The organism is Ensifer sp. WSM1721, from assembly GCF_000513895.2.
In the GTDB taxonomy this organism is placed as follows: Bacteria; Pseudomonadota; Alphaproteobacteria; order Rhizobiales; family Rhizobiaceae; genus Sinorhizobium.
In genome coordinates this window covers 1,060,411-1,078,536 of sequence record NZ_CP165782.1, presented here as the reverse complement: position 1 = coordinate 1,078,536, position 18,126 = coordinate 1,060,411, and the positions used below count along the sequence as shown (strand labels likewise).

At 63.0% G+C, this 18,126-nt stretch carries 16 protein-coding genes; 12 read left to right on the top strand and 4 right to left on the bottom strand.

What is annotated here, in order from left to right:
• Positions 1–28: 28 nt before the first annotated feature.
• On the top strand, positions 29–964 hold the full coding sequence (locus M728_RS05205) for an AEC family transporter (RefSeq protein WP_026619346.1): 936 nt from the start codon (positions 29–31) through the stop codon (positions 962–964).
• On the opposite strand, the gene M728_RS05200 is transcribed toward M728_RS05205, so the two are convergent.
• Complete coding sequence (locus tag M728_RS05200) at positions 946–2,598, bottom strand: acyl-CoA dehydrogenase family protein (protein WP_026619345.1); 1,653 nt, start codon at positions 2,596–2,598, stop codon at positions 946–948. The genes M728_RS05205 and M728_RS05200 overlap by 19 nt on opposite strands.
• A 157-nt stretch (positions 2,599–2,755) precedes the next feature.
• Here M728_RS05200 and M728_RS05195 point away from each other — a divergent pair, with 157 nt between their 5' ends.
• The 10 genes from M728_RS05195 (at position 2,756) to rpmG (ending at position 14,715) form a co-directional block, all read left to right on the top strand.
• Positions 2,756–3,697 carry an aspartate carbamoyltransferase catalytic subunit gene (locus M728_RS05195; protein ID WP_026619344.1) on the top strand — a complete coding sequence of 314 codons (942 nt, stop codon included), beginning with the start codon at positions 2,756–2,758 and terminating at the stop codon, positions 3,695–3,697.
• Positions 3,694–4,986: a dihydroorotase gene (locus M728_RS05190; RefSeq protein ID WP_026619343.1), complete on the top strand. Its 1,293-nt coding sequence runs from the start codon at positions 3,694–3,696 to the stop codon at positions 4,984–4,986. Before M728_RS05195 ends, M728_RS05190 begins: the two co-directional genes overlap by 4 nt.
• Positions 4,987–5,017: 31 nt before the next feature.
• On the top strand, positions 5,018–5,629 hold the full coding sequence (plsY, locus tag M728_RS05185; protein WP_156943347.1) for a glycerol-3-phosphate 1-O-acyltransferase PlsY: 612 nt from the start codon (positions 5,018–5,020) through the stop codon (positions 5,627–5,629).
• On the top strand, positions 5,629–6,792 hold the full coding sequence (gene dprA / locus M728_RS05180) for a DNA-processing protein DprA (protein ID WP_026619341.1): 1,164 nt from the start codon (positions 5,629–5,631) through the stop codon (positions 6,790–6,792). Before plsY ends, dprA begins: the two co-directional genes overlap by 1 nt.
• Before the next feature lie 216 nt (positions 6,793–7,008).
• A complete protein-coding gene (gene topA / locus M728_RS05175; protein WP_026619340.1) occupies positions 7,009–9,675 on the top strand; it encodes a type I DNA topoisomerase in 2,667 nt (888 codons plus the stop codon).
• 2 nt (positions 9,676–9,677) lie between these two features.
• Positions 9,678–12,047 (top strand): ribonuclease R, encoded by a 2,370-nt coding sequence (rnr, locus tag M728_RS05170; RefSeq protein WP_026619339.1) that lies wholly within the window; start codon positions 9,678–9,680, stop codon positions 12,045–12,047.
• Between the two features lie 41 nt (positions 12,048–12,088).
• Positions 12,089–12,544, top strand: coding sequence for a DUF983 domain-containing protein (locus tag M728_RS05165; protein ID WP_026619338.1), 456 nt, complete (start codon positions 12,089–12,091; stop codon positions 12,542–12,544).
• Entirely contained in the window at positions 12,541–13,254 is a 714-nt protein-coding gene (locus M728_RS05160; RefSeq protein ID WP_026619337.1) for an NUDIX hydrolase, read from the top strand. Before M728_RS05165 ends, M728_RS05160 begins: the two co-directional genes overlap by 4 nt.
• Before the next feature lie 13 nt (positions 13,255–13,267).
• Positions 13,268–14,452, top strand: coding sequence for an MFS transporter (locus M728_RS05155; protein ID WP_026619336.1), 1,185 nt, complete (start codon positions 13,268–13,270; stop codon positions 14,450–14,452).
• A gap of 95 nt (positions 14,453–14,547) precedes the next feature.
• Positions 14,548–14,715, top strand: coding sequence for a 50S ribosomal protein L33 (gene rpmG / locus M728_RS05150; protein WP_026619335.1), 168 nt, complete (start codon positions 14,548–14,550; stop codon positions 14,713–14,715).
• A 507-nt stretch (positions 14,716–15,222) separates the two neighbouring features.
• Here the strand turns inward: rpmG and M728_RS05145 are convergent.
• Entirely contained in the window at positions 15,223–16,590 is a 1,368-nt protein-coding gene (locus tag M728_RS05145) for a PleD family two-component system response regulator (RefSeq protein ID WP_026619334.1), read from the bottom strand.
• Positions 16,591–16,607: 17 nt separating this feature from the next.
• Positions 16,608–16,979: a response regulator gene (locus M728_RS05140; protein ID WP_003537642.1), complete on the bottom strand. Its 372-nt coding sequence runs from the start codon at positions 16,977–16,979 to the stop codon at positions 16,608–16,610.
• A gap of 156 nt (positions 16,980–17,135) precedes the next feature.
• On the opposite strand from M728_RS05140, the gene M728_RS05135 reads away from it, so the two are divergent.
• On the top strand, positions 17,136–17,408 hold the full coding sequence (locus tag M728_RS05135) for a DUF3572 domain-containing protein (RefSeq protein ID WP_026619333.1): 273 nt from the start codon (positions 17,136–17,138) through the stop codon (positions 17,406–17,408).
• A 78-nt stretch (positions 17,409–17,486) separates the two neighbouring features.
• Here M728_RS05135 and M728_RS05130 read toward each other — a convergent pair whose 3' ends face one another.
• Entirely contained in the window at positions 17,487–18,074 is a 588-nt protein-coding gene (locus tag M728_RS05130; RefSeq protein ID WP_026619332.1) for a GNAT family N-acetyltransferase, read from the bottom strand.
• Between the last annotated feature and the right edge of the window lie 52 nt (positions 18,075–18,126).

The window sequence follows — 18,126 nt, the reverse complement described above, 5'->3', positions numbered from 1 at the left end:
GTGGAACCTCCGTCTGCCTGGGTCCGCCATGACCATCGTTTTCGAAAGCATCTTGCCTGTCTTCCTGCTCGTGATTCTCGGTGTTGCGCTTCGACGGACGACACTCGTCGACCAGGGGCTTTGGATCGGCCTCGAGCAATTCGGCTATTACTTTCTCTTTCCCGCGCTTCTCTTCTCGACTTTGGCGAAGGCGGATTTCACCGGCATGAAGGCCGACGCGACGGCTATTGCGACGATCGGCAGCGTGACGCTGATGTCGGCCGCACTGCTGTTGAGCTGGCCCCCGCTGCGTGCCAGCGGCGTTTCCGGTGCCACCTTCACGTCGATCTTCCAAACTGCGACCCGGTGGAACGCCTTCATAGCGCTCGCAGTCGCACAAAAGCTCTATGGGGCGATCGGCCTCAGCCTGACGGCGCTGGTGATGACGCTGATCATCATCCCGATCAATTTTTACAATGTCGCCGTTCTGATCTGGTTCGGTGGCGGCAGCCGCGGCGTCGGTTTCTTCTTTCTGAAGATCGCCACCAATCCCCTGATCATCTCGTCGGCGGTTGGAATACTGTTCAACCTGACCGGCCTCCAGCTTTATGCACCGGTGATGACGGCGATCGACATGTTGGCGACCGCCTCGCTCAGCCTGGGGCTGATCATGGTTGGCGCAGGCCTCAAGATCGCTGACGCGCTGAAGCCCAGCATGCCCGCGCTTCTCGCGGTCGCGCTCAAGCTGCTCGTTATGCCGATGTTCATGGTGGGCGGCAGTGCGCTCCTCGGCATCCGGGGAGATGCGCTACTCGTCATCGCGGTCGGCGCGGCCGTACCTACGGCCATGAACGGCTATCTGCTGGCCAAGCAGATGGGAGGCGATGCGGAACTCTACGCTTCCGTCGCGACGATCCAGACGGCGGTCTCGTTCTTCACGATACCGCTCGTGCTCTTCGTTTCCGGTTACGTGGCTGCCGGATAGAGCAGATCGAGGATGTAGGCCGAATCGAAGCGCGAATCGAGCATGCCATAGGTCGAGCGCCAGCCGGCGGCAAGTCGCGATTCGAGGAACGCATCGGCGATACGCCCGGCGCCGAGCCGGTAAAGCTCCGCCGCCGCCGCCGCGAGCGCGAGCTGTTCGACGAGCATGCGCGCGGCCCCCTCATCGCGCTCACAGAGCGACATGGCGGCGCGCAGGACGTCGATTGTCTTGCCTCCGGCGGGGCCGAGATCGCGACCGATGGTGGCGAAGAGCTGCTCGAACAGTTCCTTGCGCCGCCCAAGCACCCGCAAAACATCCAGCGCCATCACATTGCCGGAACCTTCCCAGATCGCATTGACCGGCGCTTCGCGATAGTGGCGGGCAAGCGCCCGCTCTTCCACATAGCCGTTGCCGCCAAGGCACTCCATCGCCTCGTAGATGAGCGCAGGCGCGATCTTGCAGCACCAGTATTTCGCAACCGGCGTCATGATCCGCGCGTAGGCGGCGTCCGCGGCGCTGCTATGGGCATTATCGAATGCCTCGGCGAGGCGGAATGAGAGCGCGCTCGCGGCGGCGACATCCAACGCCATATCGGCGAGAACCCGCGTCATCATCGGCTGGCTGACAAGCGTCTTGCCGAAGACCTTGCGGCCGCGGGTGTGGTGCACGGCTTCGGCGAGCGAGGCACGCATCATGCCCGCAGAGGCCAGTGCACAGTCGAGCCGTGTCAATGTCACCATGTCGAGGATCGTGCGGATACCGGCATCCGGCGTTCCGAGCAGGAAGCCGAAGGTGTCAGAGAACTCGACCTCCGAGGATGCGTTCGAGCGGTTGCCGAGCTTGTCTTTCAGGCGCTGAAAGCGCAGGCCATTGGCGCCGCCGTCCTCGAGCAGCCGCGGCACTAGGAAACAGCCGAGCCCTTCCCGGGTTTGCGCCAGCATGACGAAGGCATCGCTCATCGGGGCTGACATGAACCATTTATGCCCGTTGAGGCGGTAGATGCCCTCGCCCACGCGCTCGGCGGTCGAGGTGTTGGCACGTACATCGGTTCCACCCTGCTTCTCCGTCATGCCCATGCCGATCGTGACGGCGGATTTCTGCATCCACGGCCGGTTCGACGAATCGTATTTGCGCGACAGGATCTTCGGCGCCCATTCTTTCTGGACGGCGGGCGATGCCGTGATCGCGGCTACCGAGGCGCTGGTCATCGTCAGCGGGCAGAGATGACCGCATTCGAGCTGTGCGGTCAGATAGAAGCGGATCGCCCTCACCTTGTGCGAACGGCCGCGCTCGTCCGGCAAATTCTCCCAGGCGGAAGAATGCAAGCCTGTGGTCATCGACCGGCGCATCAGCGCATGCCAAGCCGGGTGGAACTCGACGATATCGAGGCGTTCGCCGCGCGGGCCGTGCGTCTTCAGTTTCGGCACGCCCTCGTTTGCCATGCGCGCCAGTTCCTGCGCCTCCGGCGACGTTGCGAAACGACCGAGCGCGTCGAATTCATCGCGCAGCGTCTTCGGCATAGCCGAGGTGATGTCGACCACCAGGGGGTCGGAACGATAGGCGTTGATACCGGACCAGGGCTTGGGCTGGTTCAGTTCGGCAAGTTTCTGTTCGGTCCGGTTCATCTGATTCATACGCCGGTTCTAGCGCAAGTTTCGCAGGGGCGAAACAGGCACCCGGGTGCCGCACAAGTTTTCTTCGGAAGGGCGGCAGGCGGCCGAACGCGCCACTTGCCGCGCCCCTGGCCACGTTCTATAGAGCGGGCCAAATTCCAGAGTGCAAGGGCGGCTCATGATCACTTTCCCGCATCGCCACCTGCTCGGCATCAAGGGGCTGACGGAACAGGATATCACGCTCCTGCTCGATCGCGCCGACGAGGCCGTCAAGATCTCCCGCCAGAGGGAGAAGAAAACCTCTTCGCTCCGCGGCCTGACGCAGATCAATCTCTTCTTCGAAGCCTCCACCCGGACCCAGTCTTCCTTCGAACTGGCGGGCAAGCGTCTCGGCGCCGACGTCATGAACATGTCGGTCGGCAACTCCTCGGTGAAGAAGGGCGAGACGCTGATCGACACGGCGATGACCTTGAACGCCATGCATCCGGACGTCCTCGTCGTCCGCCACTCCTCCGCGGGCGCCGCCGCACTGCTTGCGCAGAAAGTCTCCTGCTCGGTCGTCAACGCCGGCGACGGCCAGCACGAGCATCCGACGCAGGCGCTGCTCGACGCGCTGACGATCCGCCGGGCCAAGGGAAAGCTCTCGCGCATCATCGTGGCGATCTGTGGCGACGTCCTGCATTCGCGCGTCGCACGCTCCAACATCCTGCTCCTCAATCAGATGGGCGCGCGTGTCCGTGTCGTTGCGCCGACGACGCTGCTTCCGGCCGGCATCGAGCAGATGGGCGTCGAGGTCTACCACTCGATGGCCGAGGGCCTGAAAGACGCGGATGTGGTGATGATGTTGAGATTGCAGCGCGAGCGCATGGCCGGCTCCTTCGTGCCGTCGGTGCGCGAATACTTCCACTACTACGGCCTGGACGCCGAAAAGCTGAAGCTCGCCAAGGACAATGCGCTCGTCATGCACCCGGGCCCGATGAATCGCGGCGTCGAGATCGCCTCCGAAATCGCCGACGGACCGCAGAGCGTGATCGAGCAGCAAGTGGAGATGGGAGTTGCCGTGCGCATGGCCGTGATGGAGACCCTTCTTCTCTCGCAGAACCAAGGGCCGCGCCTATGACCAGACCTCTCGTTCTGCAAAACCTGCGCATCATCGATCCTTCGCGAAATCTCGACGAAACCGGCACGATCATGGTCGGCAGCGACGGCCGGATCGTTGCGGCCGGGCACGACGCCCAGAACCAGGGCGCGCCATCGGGTGCCTTCGTGAAGGACTGCGCGGGCCTCGTCGCCGTACCTGGTCTCGTCGATGCGCGCGTTTTCGTCGGCGAGCCGGGCACCGAATACCGTGAGACGATCGAGTCGGCCGCCCGCGCTGCGGCGACCGGCGGCGTCACCTCCTTCATCGCCATGCCCGACACCGATCCGGTGATCGATGAAATCGCCCTCGTGGAATTCGTGCAGAAGACCGCGCGCGACAAAGCGCTCGTGAACGTCCTTCCGGCGGCGGCGCTCACCAAGGGCTTGCTCGGCGAAGAGATGACCGAGCTTGGCTTGCTTCGCCATGCAGGCGCCGTCTGCTTCACCAATGGCCGGCAGCCGGTCCACGACAGCTTGGTCCTTCGTCGCGCGATGACTTACGCGCGCGATTTCGGGGCGGTCGTCGCGCTTGAAACGCGCGACAAATATCTCGGCGCCAATGGCGTCATGAATGAAGGGCTGCTCGCAAGCTGGCTCGGCCTGCCCGGGATTCCCCGCGAGGCGGAGATCATCCCGCTCGAACGCGACCTTCGCATCGCTGCACTGACTCGGGCCGCCTATCATGCGGCCGAAATCTCCGTCCCCGAATCGGCCGAGGCCGTGCGCGCAGCACGGGAGCGCGGCGCGAACGTCACCTGCGGCATTTCGATCAATCACCTGACGCTGAACGAAAACGACATCGGCGAGTACAGAACCTTCTTTAAGCTCTCGCCTCCCTTGCGCGGCGAAGACGACCGAGTGGCGATGGTCCGGGCGCTTGCCGAGGGTACGATCGACATCATCGTCTCTTCGCATGATCCGCAGGGTGCCGATACCAAGCGCCTGCCCTTTGCCGACGCGGCGGACGGTGCAATCGGCCTCGAAACCCTCGCGGCGGCCGCCCTTCGGCTCTACCACAGCGGCGAGGTCCCGCTGATGCGGCTGATCGATGCGCTGTCGACACGGCCCGCCTCCATATTCGGTCTCGACGCGGGAACCCTGAAACCCGGCGCGAAAGCGGACATCACCATCCTCGACCTCGACGAACCCTGGGTTCTCTACGAGAAGGCGTTGGTTTCGCGCTCAAAGAACACACCCTTCGAAAATGCGCGCTTTACCGGCCGGGTCGTGCAGACCTATGTTGCAGGCAAGCTCGTGCACTCACTGTAAGCGGAAAGCGTTTGGGCGGGGGGAAGAACCGGTGGACATGTTTTCCTGGCAGTTGGGGCTGCCGACAACACTTCTCAGCCTTGCATTCGGCTACCTCCTGGGCTCCATTCCGTTCGGTCTCGTCCTTACCCGCATGGCGGGCCTCGGCGATGTCCGCAAGATCGGCTCGGGCAATATCGGCGCGACGAATGTGCTCAGAACGGGCAACAAGAAGCTCGCCGCCGCCACACTGCTGCTCGACGCCCTCAAGGGCACGGCGGCGGCCGCCATCGCCTCCCGCTGGGGTGTTGAAGCCGGCATCGCCGCAGGGCTTGCCGCCTTTCTCGGGCATCTCTATCCGGTCTGGCTTTCCTTCAAAGGCGGAAAGGGCGTCGCGACCTATATCGGCGTGTTGCTCGGGCTCGCGCCCGTCATGGTACTGGTCTTCGCCGCGATCTGGCTCGCCTTGGCGCGAATCACGCGCTACTCCTCGCTGTCGGCTCTTGTTGCGACCGCTGTCGTCCCGATTGCGCTTTATGCGGCGGGATACGGAAAAGTGGCCATAGCCTTTGCCATCATGACGGTCATCACCTGGATCAAGCACCGCGCCAATATCCAACGGCTCTTGAACGGCACGGAAAGCCGGATCGGAGAAAAGGGTTAATGCTGAACGGCAGCGTGCGACGAAGCGGGATTGCGCTGACGGAACGGCAGAAAATCGCCTGGCTGCGGCTGATCCGCAGCGACAATGTCGGGCCGGCGACCTTCCGGGACCTCATCAATCATTTCGGCACGGCAGAGGCCGCGCTCGAGGCCCTGCCCGAGCTTTCTCGGCGCGGCGGATCGGATCGCTTGGTTCGCGTCGCGACGGCAGACGATGCCGCGCGCGAGCTCGAAATGGCGCACCGGTTTGGGGCCGTCTTCGTCGGCATCGGCGAGCCCGACTATCCGCCGGCGCTGAGAGAAATCGACGGCGCTCCTCCGCTTCTCGCCATGAAGGGCAACCTTAAGATCGCCGCCCGCCCCTCCCTCGGCGTCGTCGGCTCCAGAAACGCCTCGGTGAGCGGCGCGAAATTCGCCGCCATGATCGCCCGCGACGCGGGTGCTGCCGGCTATGTCATCACCTCCGGCCTTGCCCGCGGCATCGACACCGCGGCCCATCGGGCGAGCCTTCACACCGGTACGATCGCGGCGCTGGCGGGCGGCCTCGACAGGCCCTATCCGCCGGAGAATGTCGGATTGTTGCAGGAGATCGTCTCCGGCGAAGGACTGGCCATCAGCGAGATGCCGTTCGGCTGGGAGCCGCGTGCACGCGATTTTCCTCGGCGAAACCGGCTCATCGCCGGGGTCAGCCTGGGTGTTGCCGTCGTCGAGGCGGCCAACCGCTCGGGGTCGCTGATCACCTCCCGCTACGCCGCCGATTTCGGCCGGTTGGTCTTCGCCGTTCCCGGCTCGCCGCTCGACCCGCGCTGCCATGGCACGAACGACCTCTTGAAACAGGGCGCGATCGTCACGACCTCTCCGGCGGATGTCGTCGAGGCATTGGCGCCTCTCAGCCCGGATGACCTCTTCACGCGTTCGAACAGCAATTTGGACGTCAAGGAGCCGGCGGTCGAGACTACGCAGCCGACGCCAAGGGCGCCTGACGACAGCGATCGCTCGTTGATCGTCGAAGCGCTCGGGCCCACGCCGGTCGACATAGACGATGTCATCCGCCACACCGGGCTTTCCGCGTCAGCCGTCCATCTCGTACTTCTCGAACTGGACCTCGCCGGTCAGCTCGGCCGCCACGGGGGCAATCTCGTATCCCTCGTCCCGGTGGATTGAGGTGTGCTGCCGGCATCGTCGATCCCTCGCAGACCGCCGGAGAAACGACCAACGGTTGAGGCAACTCGAATGTTGCCGTGTGGTTGCGCGCGATCGCGATATTGCTATTTTCGATGAAACCCCTTGACCGCGCCCGAATCCCTGTCCATGTCGTGCGTCGATAATGGGCACGCAGGACTTGCGCTTTGCCGGAACAGATTGTCTCAGAGTATGACGATGAATGTTGTAGTGGTGGAATCGCCTTCCAAGGCCAAGACGATCAACAAGTATCTCGGCCCCGGCTACAAGGTGCTTGCTTCGTTCGGCCACGTGCGGGATCTGCCTGCCAAGGACGGGTCGGTTCGCCCCGACGAAGACTTCGAAATGTCTTGGGAAGTCGATGGCGCCTCAGCAAAACGGATGAAGGACATCGCCGACGCGGTGAAATCGTCCGACGGATTGATCCTCGCGACCGACCCGGATCGCGAAGGTGAGGCAATCTCCTGGCACGTGCTGGACCTCCTCAAGAAGAAGAAGGTCATCGGCGACAAGCCGGTCAAGCGCGTCGTCTTCAACGCGATCACCAAGAAGGCAGTGCTCGACGCCATGGCGGAGCCGCGCGACATCGACGCCTCGCTGGTGGACGCCTATCTCGCCCGCCGTGCGCTCGACTATCTCGTCGGCTTTAACCTGTCGCCCGTTCTCTGGCGCAAGCTGCCGGGCGCACGCTCGGCCGGCCGCGTGCAATCGGTGGCACTGCGCCTCGTCTGCGATCGCGAGGCGGAAATCGAGCGGTTCGTCTCCGAGGAATACTGGAATATCTCGGCACTCCTGAAGACGCCGCGCGGCGACGAGTTCGAAGCGCGGCTCGTTTCGGCCGACGGCAAGCGGCTGCAGCCGAAAGCGATCGGCAATGCAGAGGACGCCAACCGGCTGAAGGCCCTGCTCGACGGCGCGAGCTACATAGTCGAGAGCGTCGAGGCAAAGCCGGTCAAGCGGAATCCCTCCCCGCCCTTCACCACCTCGACGCTGCAGCAGGCCGCCTCCTCCAAGCTCGGCTTTTCGGCGACCCGCACCATGCAGGTGGCGCAAAAGCTCTATGAAGGCGTCGACGTCGGCGGCGAAACCGTCGGTCTCATAACCTATATGCGTACCGACGGCGTGCAGATGGCGCCGGAAGCGATCGACGCCGCGCGTCGCGCGATCGGCAGCCAGTTCGGCGAGCGCTACCTGCCGGAAAAGCCGCGCTTCTATTCCACCAAGGCGAAGAACGCCCAGGAAGCGCACGAAGCGATTCGCCCGACGGATTTCAACCGCACGCCCGACCAGGTCCGCCGCTTCCTCGACGGCGACATGCTGAAGCTCTACGACCTCGTCTGGAAGCGCGGCATCGCCAGCCAGATGGCGTCCGCCGAGATCGAGCGGACGACCGCCGAGATCACCGCCGATAATGGCGGTAAGAAGGCGGGGCTCCGGGCGACCGGCTCGGTCATCCGTTTCGACGGCTTCATCGCCGCCTACACCGACGCAAAGGAAGACGGCGAGCAGGCGGATGACGACGACGGCGGCCGCCTGCCGGAGATCAATGCGCGCGAAAATCTCGCGAAGCAGAAGATCAACGCCACCCAACACTTCACCGAACCGCCGCCGCGCTATTCGGAAGCGACGCTCATCAAGAAGATGGAAGAACTCGGCATCGGCCGGCCCTCGACCTATGCGGCGACGGTCAGCACGCTCATCGATCGCGATTATGTAGCGATCGACAAGCGCAAGCTGGTGCCGCAGGCCAAAGGCCGACTGGTTACGGCGTTCCTCGAGAGCTTCTTCACCCGCTATGTCGAGTACGGTTTCACCGCATCGCTCGAGGAGAAGCTCGACCAGATTTCCGCCGGCGAACTCAATTGGAAGGACGTGCTGCGGGAGTTCTGGAAGGACTTCTTCTCCCAGATCGAGGACACGAAGGAACTGCGCGTCACCAATGTGCTCGATGCGCTGAATGAAGAACTGGCCCCGCTCGTCTTCCCGAAACGGGAGGATGGCGGCGACCCGCGTACCTGCCAGGTCTGCGGTACCGGCAAGCTCTCGCTGAAGCTCGGCAAATACGGGGCTTTCGTCGGCTGCTCCAACTATCCGGAGTGCAACTACACCCGCCAGCTTTCGTCAGAGACCAATGGCGAGGCGGAGGCGGCCGTATCCAATGAGCCGCAGAGTCTCGGCAAGGATCCGCATACCGGCGAGGAAATCACCCTGCGCAGCGGCCGCTTCGGCCCCTACGTCCAGCGCGGCGACGGCAAGGACGCGAAGCGCGCCAGCCTGCCGAAGGGCTGGACACCGGCGACGATCGATCACGAGAAGGCCGTCGCCCTTCTCTCGCTGCCGCGCGACATCGGCAAGCACCCGGAAACGGGCAAGATGATCTCCACCGGCATCGGGCGCTATGGGCCGTTCGTGCTGCATGACGGCACCTACGCCAATCTCGATTCGGTCGAGGACGTCTTCTCGATCGGGCTCAACCGCGCAATTTCGGTGCTAGCGGACAAGCAGTCCAAGGGCGCAAGCGGCGCACGCGGGCGCACCGCTGCCGCATCCCTGAAGGAACTCGGGGAACATCCTGAGGGCGGCGCGATTACTGTTCGCGACGGCCGTTTCGGCCCCTATGTCAATTGGGGCAGGGTCAATGCCACGCTGCCCAAGGGCAAGAACCCGCAATCCATCACGGTCGAGGAGGCGCTTGCGCTTATCGCCGAGCGCGCAGCGAAGGGCGGCGCGACAAAGGCCAAGGGAAGCAAGGTAAAGGCGGTTTCGACGAAAGCCGGCAAGGCCAGGTCGGCCGGGACTGCAAAGTCCGACAAGCCGAAAGCGGCTCCGAAGACGAAAACGGCCGCGAAGGCCAAGAAGGGCTGACATTGACCAGAATCCCGCGCGATCCGACCGAAACACCCGGGAAGGGTGCAGGCAAGAAGAGCGTCCGCGGGGGCAAGGGGGGAGCCGCCGCCGAGAAGGAGGCGATCGTTCAGGGCGTCGTTCCACCCCGTGATGTGCTGATGCGCTTCATCGCCGAAAACCCCCAGCAGGCTTCGAAGCGCGAGATCGCCAAAGCCTTCGGTCTGAAGGGCGAGGCGCGCGTGGAACTCAAGGCTCTGCTGCGTTCGCTTGAAGAAGAGGGAATGGTCGAGAAGAAGCGCAAGTCGCTCGTCCGTCCCGGTGGCCTTCCGCCCGTTACCGTTCTCGACATCACCATCCGCGACATCGACGGTGACCTCATCGGACGGCCGGCGGAATGGCTGGACGACGACGGCGTTGCGCCGGCAGTGCTGATCCGTCAGTCGAGCGTCGCCAAGACAAAAGGCAAGGCACCGGTCGGCGGCCTCGGCGACCGGGTGCTCGCGAAGATATTTCCATCGAAAGATCGTGGCGGCCCCGCCTACACGGCGCGCATCATCAAAGTTCTCGACAAGCGCAAGGACGCCGTGCTCGGGGTCTTTCGCGCCACCCCCAGCGGTGGCGGCCGGCTGATGCCTATCGACAAGCGTGGCGAGGAGGTCCTCGTCGATCCGGAGTTCACCGGCGAGGCGAAAGACGGCGATCTCATCGAGGTGCATCTCGCACGGGTCGGCCGTTACGGCCTGCCACGAGCCCAGGTGCAAACCGTCATCGGCTCGGTCGCCTCCGAAAAGGCGATCTCGATGATCGCGATCCACGCGCACGGCATTCCGCACGTCTTTCCGGAGCGCGTGCTGAAGGAGGCCGAAGCGGCGCAGCCGGCGACGATGGCGCATCGCGAGGACTGGCGCTCGCTGCCGCTGATCACGATCGATCCGGCCGACGCCAAGGATCACGACGACGCCGTCTACGCCGAGCCGGACCCGTCGCCCGACAATCCCGGCGGCGTCATCGTCACGGTCGCGATCGCCGACGTCTCCTGGTACGTCAAGCCGAAGTCGGCGCTCGACCTTGAAGCGCTGAAACGCGGCAACTCCGTCTACTTCCCGGATCGCGTCGTGCCGATGCTACCCGAGCGCATTTCCAACGACCTCTGCTCGCTGAAGGAGGGCGTCGACCGTCCGGCGCTCGCCGTGCGGATGCGCTTCTCCAGGGAGGGCCGCAAGGCTGCCCATACTTTTCATCGCATCATGATGCGAAGCGCCGCCAAGCTCTCCTACCAGCAGGCCCAGGCCGCGATCGACGGAACTCCGGATGAAAAGACCGGCCCCATTTTGGAGCCGATTCTGAAGCCGCTATGGGAGGCCTATCGCATCCTCACGCGTGGACGGGAGCGGCGCCAGCCGCTCGAGCTCGACGTGCCGGAGCGTAAGATCATCCTCAAGCCGGATGGCACCGTCGACCGCGTCTTCGTGCCGGAGCGCCTCGATGCCCATAAGCTGATCGAGGAAATGATGATCCAGGCCAATGTCGCGGCGGCCGAGACGCTGGAGCAGAAACGTCAGGCGCTGATCTACCGCGTCCATGATCAACCCTCCCTCGCGAAGCAGGAAAGCCTGCGCGAATTCCTGGCCACGCTCGACATCTCGCTTGCCAAGGGCGGCAACATGCGCGCAAACAACTTCAACGGCATTCTCGCAAAGGCGGATGGCAAGCCCTACGAGACGATGGTCAATGAAATGGTGCTGCGGTCGCAAAGCCAGGCGATCTACAGCCCGGAAAACATCGGCCATTTCGGCCTCAACCTGATGCGCTACGCCCACTTCACCTCCCCGATCCGGCGCTATGCGGACCTGATCGTGCACCGGGCGCTCGTTGCTTCGCTTGGCCTCGGCGAAGGTGGCATCACGCCGCACGAGGAAGGAGCGCTTGATGATATCGCTGCGGAAATCTCCACCTTCGAACGACGCGCGATGGCTGCCGAACGCGACACCGTTGACCGGTTGATCGCCCACCATCTGAACGGCCGCGTCGGAGAAGAATTCGACGGGCGCGTTTCAGGGGTCACCAAGGCGGGACTTTTTGTCACTCTTCCCTCCTATGGCGCGGACGGCTTCATCCCTATATCTACGCTCGGGCGCGACTATTTCATCTATGACGAAGCGCATCAGGCCCTCTCCGGGGAGAAATCCGGTCTGGGTTATCGTCTCGGCGACCCGGTTCGGGTCAAGCTGGCAGAGGCCGTGCCGCTTGCGGGCGCGCTCCGCTTCGAGATGTTGAGCGAGGGGCGAAAGATGCCGACGGCGATGCGCTCCTTCCACAAGGCCGGTCGGCGCCAGCGATCGAACGACCGCAAGCGGCCAGGAACGCGAGCGCCGCGCGGGCGGCGGTGATAGCCGGACGCGCTGGACGGCCGATACGAAGGATTTTGGACATGAAGGCAACGGCGATGGAGAACCTCCGGCTTGGTGGAGCGAAGAGCGAAGAACGGCCGGTCGGTCGCTCGATCAAGCGCGGCCTTCTCGGGATCTGCCCGGCCTGCGGCCGCGGCCGCCTGTTTCGCGCCTTCCTCAAATCGGTGGACGCTTGCGATGCCTGCGGCGAACGCATGGATCATCATCGCGCCGACGACTTCCCGCCCTACATTGTCGTCACCATTGTCGGACACGTCGTGCTTGGCGGTTATATGATGACCGATCTCGTGCTGCCGCTTTCGACGTGGCAGCACCTAGCGATCTGGGCGCCGGTGACACTTGCCAGTGCCGTCGCCCTTATGCAGCCGGTCAAAGGCGCCGTCATCGGGCTGCAGTGGGCGCTGAAAATGCACGGCTTCGGTGGCCATGAGGATCGGCCCGAGGACACCCTGCCGCCGCGGGATGCTTCCGCATGACACCGGAGCGCCGCGGCGACGACTCCGTGCAGCAGACCGAAACACGAAAACACCCGTGGGTGAGACCGCGCGACGCGGCCTCCATCATGCTTCTCGACCGATCGGGCAAAGGCGTCCGCGTGTTGATGGGCAGACGGCACAGCGCCCATGCCTTCATGCCGGATCTCTATGTTTTTCCAGGCGGTCGCCGCGATCCCGACGATCACCGTCTGGGATTTGCGGGCGATCTTCACCCTGCGGTGCTGCAAGCGCTCAAGGCAAGGCACGGGCGGCCGATTACCGACAGTCGCGCTCGGGCACTCGCATTGGCGGCCGTCAGGGAACTCTACGAGGAGGCGGGTGTCAGCCTTGGCAAGGCACACGGCCAGAAGAGCGCATCCCTTCCCTTCCTTCCCGATCTTTCGAACTTGCGCTATATGGCTCGGGCTATTACTCCTCCGGGACACCCGAGGCGGTTCGACACCCGGTTCTTCGCTGTTTTCGCGGACGAGGCCGATATCGATCCCTCGCGTGTTCTGGAAAGCCGGGAGCTTCAGGATTTGCAGTGGATCGATGTCAGCGACCATTCCTCCATCCATGTACCGGAGATCACCGCCATCATCCTTTCGGATCTGAGAAGCGGGCTCGAATCGGACCCCTCCCTCGCGCCTGAAAGGGCTGTACCGTTCTACTTCACGCGCCACGGGCGCCCCGTTCGTACGCTTTTCTGAGGATTGTTGTCGCATGTCGAAGCCGCCGCCCGGTACGCCTGCACCGGTTGACGAAATCCACTGGCCGTCGCTGATCGCGGCGGTTGCTTCGATCACTGCGGTCGGCATTGCGATCGGCCTGGGGCTGCCTCTCCTCAGCATCATCATGGAGAAGCGCGGTGTCGCCCCGACGCTGATCGGGCTCAATTCCGCGATGGCCGGCCTTGCCTCCATGGCGGCCGCCCCGTTCACGACCAAGTTTGCGCATCGTCATGGCGTCGCGCCAACCATGCTTCTCGCCATAGTGTTCGCGGCGGCGAGCGCGCTCGGCTTCTACTACATCACCAATTTCTGGCTCTGGTTCCCCTTACGCATCATCTTTCACGGTGCGATCACCGTTCTCTTCATTCTCTCGGAATTCTGGATCAATGCGACCGCCCCGCCCAATCGGCGCGGCTTCGTGCTCGGCATCTACGGCACCGTGCTGTCGCTCGGCTTCGCGAGCGGCCCCCTGCTCTTCTCCATCCTCGGCAGCGAAGGGCTCCTGCCCTTCGCCGTCGGCGCCGGCGTGATCCTGCTTTCCGCGATTCCGATCTTTCTGGCACGCGACGAAAGCCCGGTGCTCGATGAGAAGCCGGAACGCCATTTCATGCGCTATGTCTTCCTGGTGCCGACGGCAACAGCAGCGGTCTTTATCTTTGGCGCGGTCGAATCAGGCGGCCTATCTCTGTTTCCGATCTTCGGGACGCGCGCAGGCTTCACCGAATCGCAGGCCGCCCTGCTCCTGACCGTCATGGGCATCGGCAATTTCATCTTCCAGATTCCACTCGGCATGCTCTCGGACCGCGTCAAGGATCGCCGAACGGTGTTGTCGGCGCTCACCTTGATCGGCTTCGTGGGCGCCCTGTTTTTGCCAATGCTGGTCGAAAGCTGGTTCCTGATGGCGCTTGTGCTCCTGTTCTGGGGCGGATGCGTGTCAGGGCTCTATACGGTCGGCCTCAGCCATCTCGGTTCCCGCCTTCAAGGCGCGGATCTAGCGGCCGCCAATGCCGCTTTCGTCTTCTCTTACGCTGTCGGCACCGTAGCAGGGCCACAGGCGGTCGGCGCGGCGATGGACGTCACGGGCAATAACGGTTTTGCCTGGGCGATCGCGGGCTTCTTCGGTCTTTATGTTGTGCTTACGCTCGTCCGCATCGTTTTGAATCCAAAACGGCCTTGACTTTTCGGTCGCGATTTGTAGTTTCGCGCCAACCTTGACCGTGGCCCGCAACCGGTTGTCCACGGCTTTCATTTTTTCATAAAGGCAGGACGACCATGGCGAAAGCTACCACCATCAAGATCAAGCTGCTGTCGACGGCCGACACGGGTTTCTTCTACGTCACGACCAAGAACAGCCGCACGATGACGGAAAAGATGACGAAGACGAAGTACGATCCGATCGTCAAGAAGCACGTCGAATTCAAGGAAACGAAGATCAAGTAAGATCGCCATTTCCTGTTGATCGAGGAGCGCCGCCGTCAAGGTCGGCGCTTTTTCTTTTCGGCTGCGCCCACATATGTTGCGCAACACTGTGCAGCAGTAGAAAAACGAAACGCCGCTTCTTTCGAAGCGGCGTTTGCGAAAGGGGGTCGGCTGGTCCCGGTTGCGGCACGAGGAATCCGCAAATCGGAAGCCAGCCGACCGACCCCACGACCCAGGAGATGCGGCGGACCTGAGCATCATGGGGTAACCGATAGCTATGGAAGTCCTACTTCCTCGCTTATCAGCATTGCCTGAAAATGAAAAAAAATCAACGAATTCTTAAACGCCGAAGCAGGTTGCTCGGCGTTTGGTTAATTCTGTCTCAGATTCGGACAGCCCCCGAACCCGTCGCCCATGGAAGTGCGTTGCCCCAGCACAGCGACGCGGCAGAGAATACAACCTAAGAGAACCTTGGCAAGAGGGGAGAACAGGCCCTTCGCGATCGCCGAAGAATTGCATTCGAAGTGGTCAGGCGGCCGCGGCAACGACCCGGTTGCGACCACCGTTCTTCGCCTGATAAAGAGCCATATCGGCCCTTTTCAGGAGAGCCTCGGCCGTGTCCCCTTCAGGCCTCAGGCTCGCGGTTCCAAGCGATGCCGTGACGCTCAGGACCGTATCTGCACGCGGAATCTCGAATCCGCGACTCTCAACCATTAGTCGAAGACGTTCCGCGACGATCGCCGCCATCTCTGGCGTCGTGTCGGGCATGACGATCACGAACTCCTCCCCGCCGAAACGGCAGGCAAGATCCGCTCCCCGAACGGTTGCGCGAACACGATTGGCAAATTCGCGCAGCACCTCGTCGCCCGCATCGTGGCCATAGGTGTCGTTCACACGCTTGAAGCGATCGATATCGGTAATGCAAATCGACAGCGGTCGACCGCGCGCGCCCGCCCGGTCCATTAGCAGTTTGAGGTGGCCGTCGAGATAGCGTCTGTTGTGCAATCCGGTGAGATCGTCCGTGATCGCCAATTCGATCGTCTGCTGCACGCTCGCGCGCAGACGATCGTTGCAGAGTTTGCGCCGGATCTGTGTGAGAGAGCGAGCGACCAGTTCGTTTGGATCGACGGGACGCATGATATAGTCCGTCACGCCGAGCTCTAGTGCGCGGACAATCATTTCGTCGTGACCCTGCTCCGTGACCAGCAGGAGAGGGATGAAGCGCGTTCGCTCGAGCGAGCGCAGCTGCGAGCACAGACGCAGCGGGTCGTAATCGTCGAAGTTCGCATTGACGATCACGAGATCGAAACTGCTCTCGGCGGCCTCGAAGAGAGCAGCCTGCGGATCCGAGATGACGGAGACCTCGGCAATCGGGCTCAGAGCGCGCACGAGCCGCTCTTGCGAGGAGGCGCGGCCATCGACGAGCAGGATATTGCCGGGCTCATCCGGGCGGTCGAGCCGCGCGAGTTCCTGCAGGCCAATCGTATGGGCGGTCTGCGCCCTCAGGCGCAACTCGTCGCTGACGTTCTTCAGCCGTACGAGACTTTTCACCCGCGACATCAGTTGCAGATCGTTGACGGGCTTCGTCAGGAAGTCGTCCGCTCCAGCCTTTAGTCCCCGCACGCGATCCGAAGGCTGATCGAGGGCCGTCACCATGACGACCGGAATATGCGACGTGCGGCTGTTCGCCTTCAGCCTCTCGCAGACTTCGAAGCCATCCATGCCCGGCATCATGATATCGAGCAGGATCAGATCGATCGGCGTCTTCTCGCAGATCGCCAATGCGGAATGCCCGTCCCCGGCGGTCAGAACGTCGAAATATTCGGCCATCAGCCGCGCTTCCAGCAGCTTCACATTGGCTGGTACATCGTCGACGACGAGGATACGCGCAGTCATATCAATATTCCCGGCATTCAGGCATCGCCCAGATAGGTCTTGATCGTCTCAATGAATTTTGGAACGGAAATCGGTTTGGAAACATAGGCCTCGCATCCGCCCTGGCGGATGCGCTCCTCGTCGCCCTTCATCGCAAAAGCGGTCACGGCAATAACGGGAATGACGTGCAACTCGTCGTCCTCCTTGAGCCATTTCGTGACTTCCAGGCCGGACACCTCCGGCAGTTGGATGTCCATCAGGATCAGGTCGGGCCGGTGCTTGCGCGCAAGCTCCAGCGCCTCCATGCCGTTGCGCGTCTGGATCGTAGCATAGCCTGAGGCCTCGATCAGGTCGCGGAAGAGCTTCATGTTCAGCTCGTTGTCCTCAACAATCATCACCTGTTTGGGCATGTCGATCCCTTGTTGTCTGCCGCCGCCTTGCAAGTCCACCTAAGACATATAAGTTGCACAACCGACGACTCGACGCATTTCATCGATTGGCAGGCTAGCGCTATTTGGTTGAAAAATAGGTAATTCCGGCCGCCAAATGAGAAGAGGCCCGACATCATGAAGAGTGCTGACGATACGGCGATCGCCATCCTCACCTGGCTCGCGGGCGAGCCGGAACTGCTGTCGCGCTTCCTGGCGTTGACCGGCACGGATGTGGCCTCGCTGCGCAGCGCGGCGGGCGATCCAGGCTTCATGGGCGGACTCGTCGCGTTCCTGATGGATCACGAGCCGACCCTGATGGCCTTCTGCACCGCAACCGGGGTCTCTCCAGAAGACGTCGTCCGCGCCCACCACGTCTTTTCCGGTCCGCGAGACCACGACGACGGTTGATCGTGGCTGTCTCCATGAAGGCGCCAGCAGCCCGTCGGCGCCTTGGTGTGGGTGGATGGCATTTCGGACAAGCATTGCTCATTGCCTCAAGTGCAGACGCATCAGAGGCCGGCCGTCCTTGCGCCGGGCGACGGTCTCGAAGCCGGCGGCCTCGAAGATGGCGGTCGAGCCGATATAGAGGGTCACTGATTTCGGCTGTTTGGTGTGGTCGATCGGGCACGCATCGAGGTAGCGGGCACCTCCCATTCGCGCATGATCGATCGCGGCCGCAAGCATGCGGTGGCTCAATCCCTTGCCGCGCAGCGGCGACGAAAGGAAGAAGCAACTCACCGCCCAGACACCTGCGTCCTCCGCCTCACGCTCTTCGAGCGGCCGGGAACACGTGCGCGGCGAATTGAACTGCGGCACATCATGACGCGGACCGACCTGAACCCAGGCGACCGGCTTTCCCTCCGAATAACCGAGAATGCCAGGCGGCGGCCCGGCCGCGATCCGCGCGCGCATGAAATCCTTTCGCTCCTCAGTCGTCATCTTGCCGCGGATCGCGTAAGGCAGCCGCAAGGCGACGCACCAGCAGCCGCAGAATGCCCCCTTCGGACCGAAGAGGGTCTCGAAATCCCGCCAGCGATTCCTAGTCACCGGCGCAAATTGCAGGGCGATATCCAAAGGAGCCTCCGACCGCCGCCTTGAGACTCAACAGCGTAGAGCGTAAAGTCGC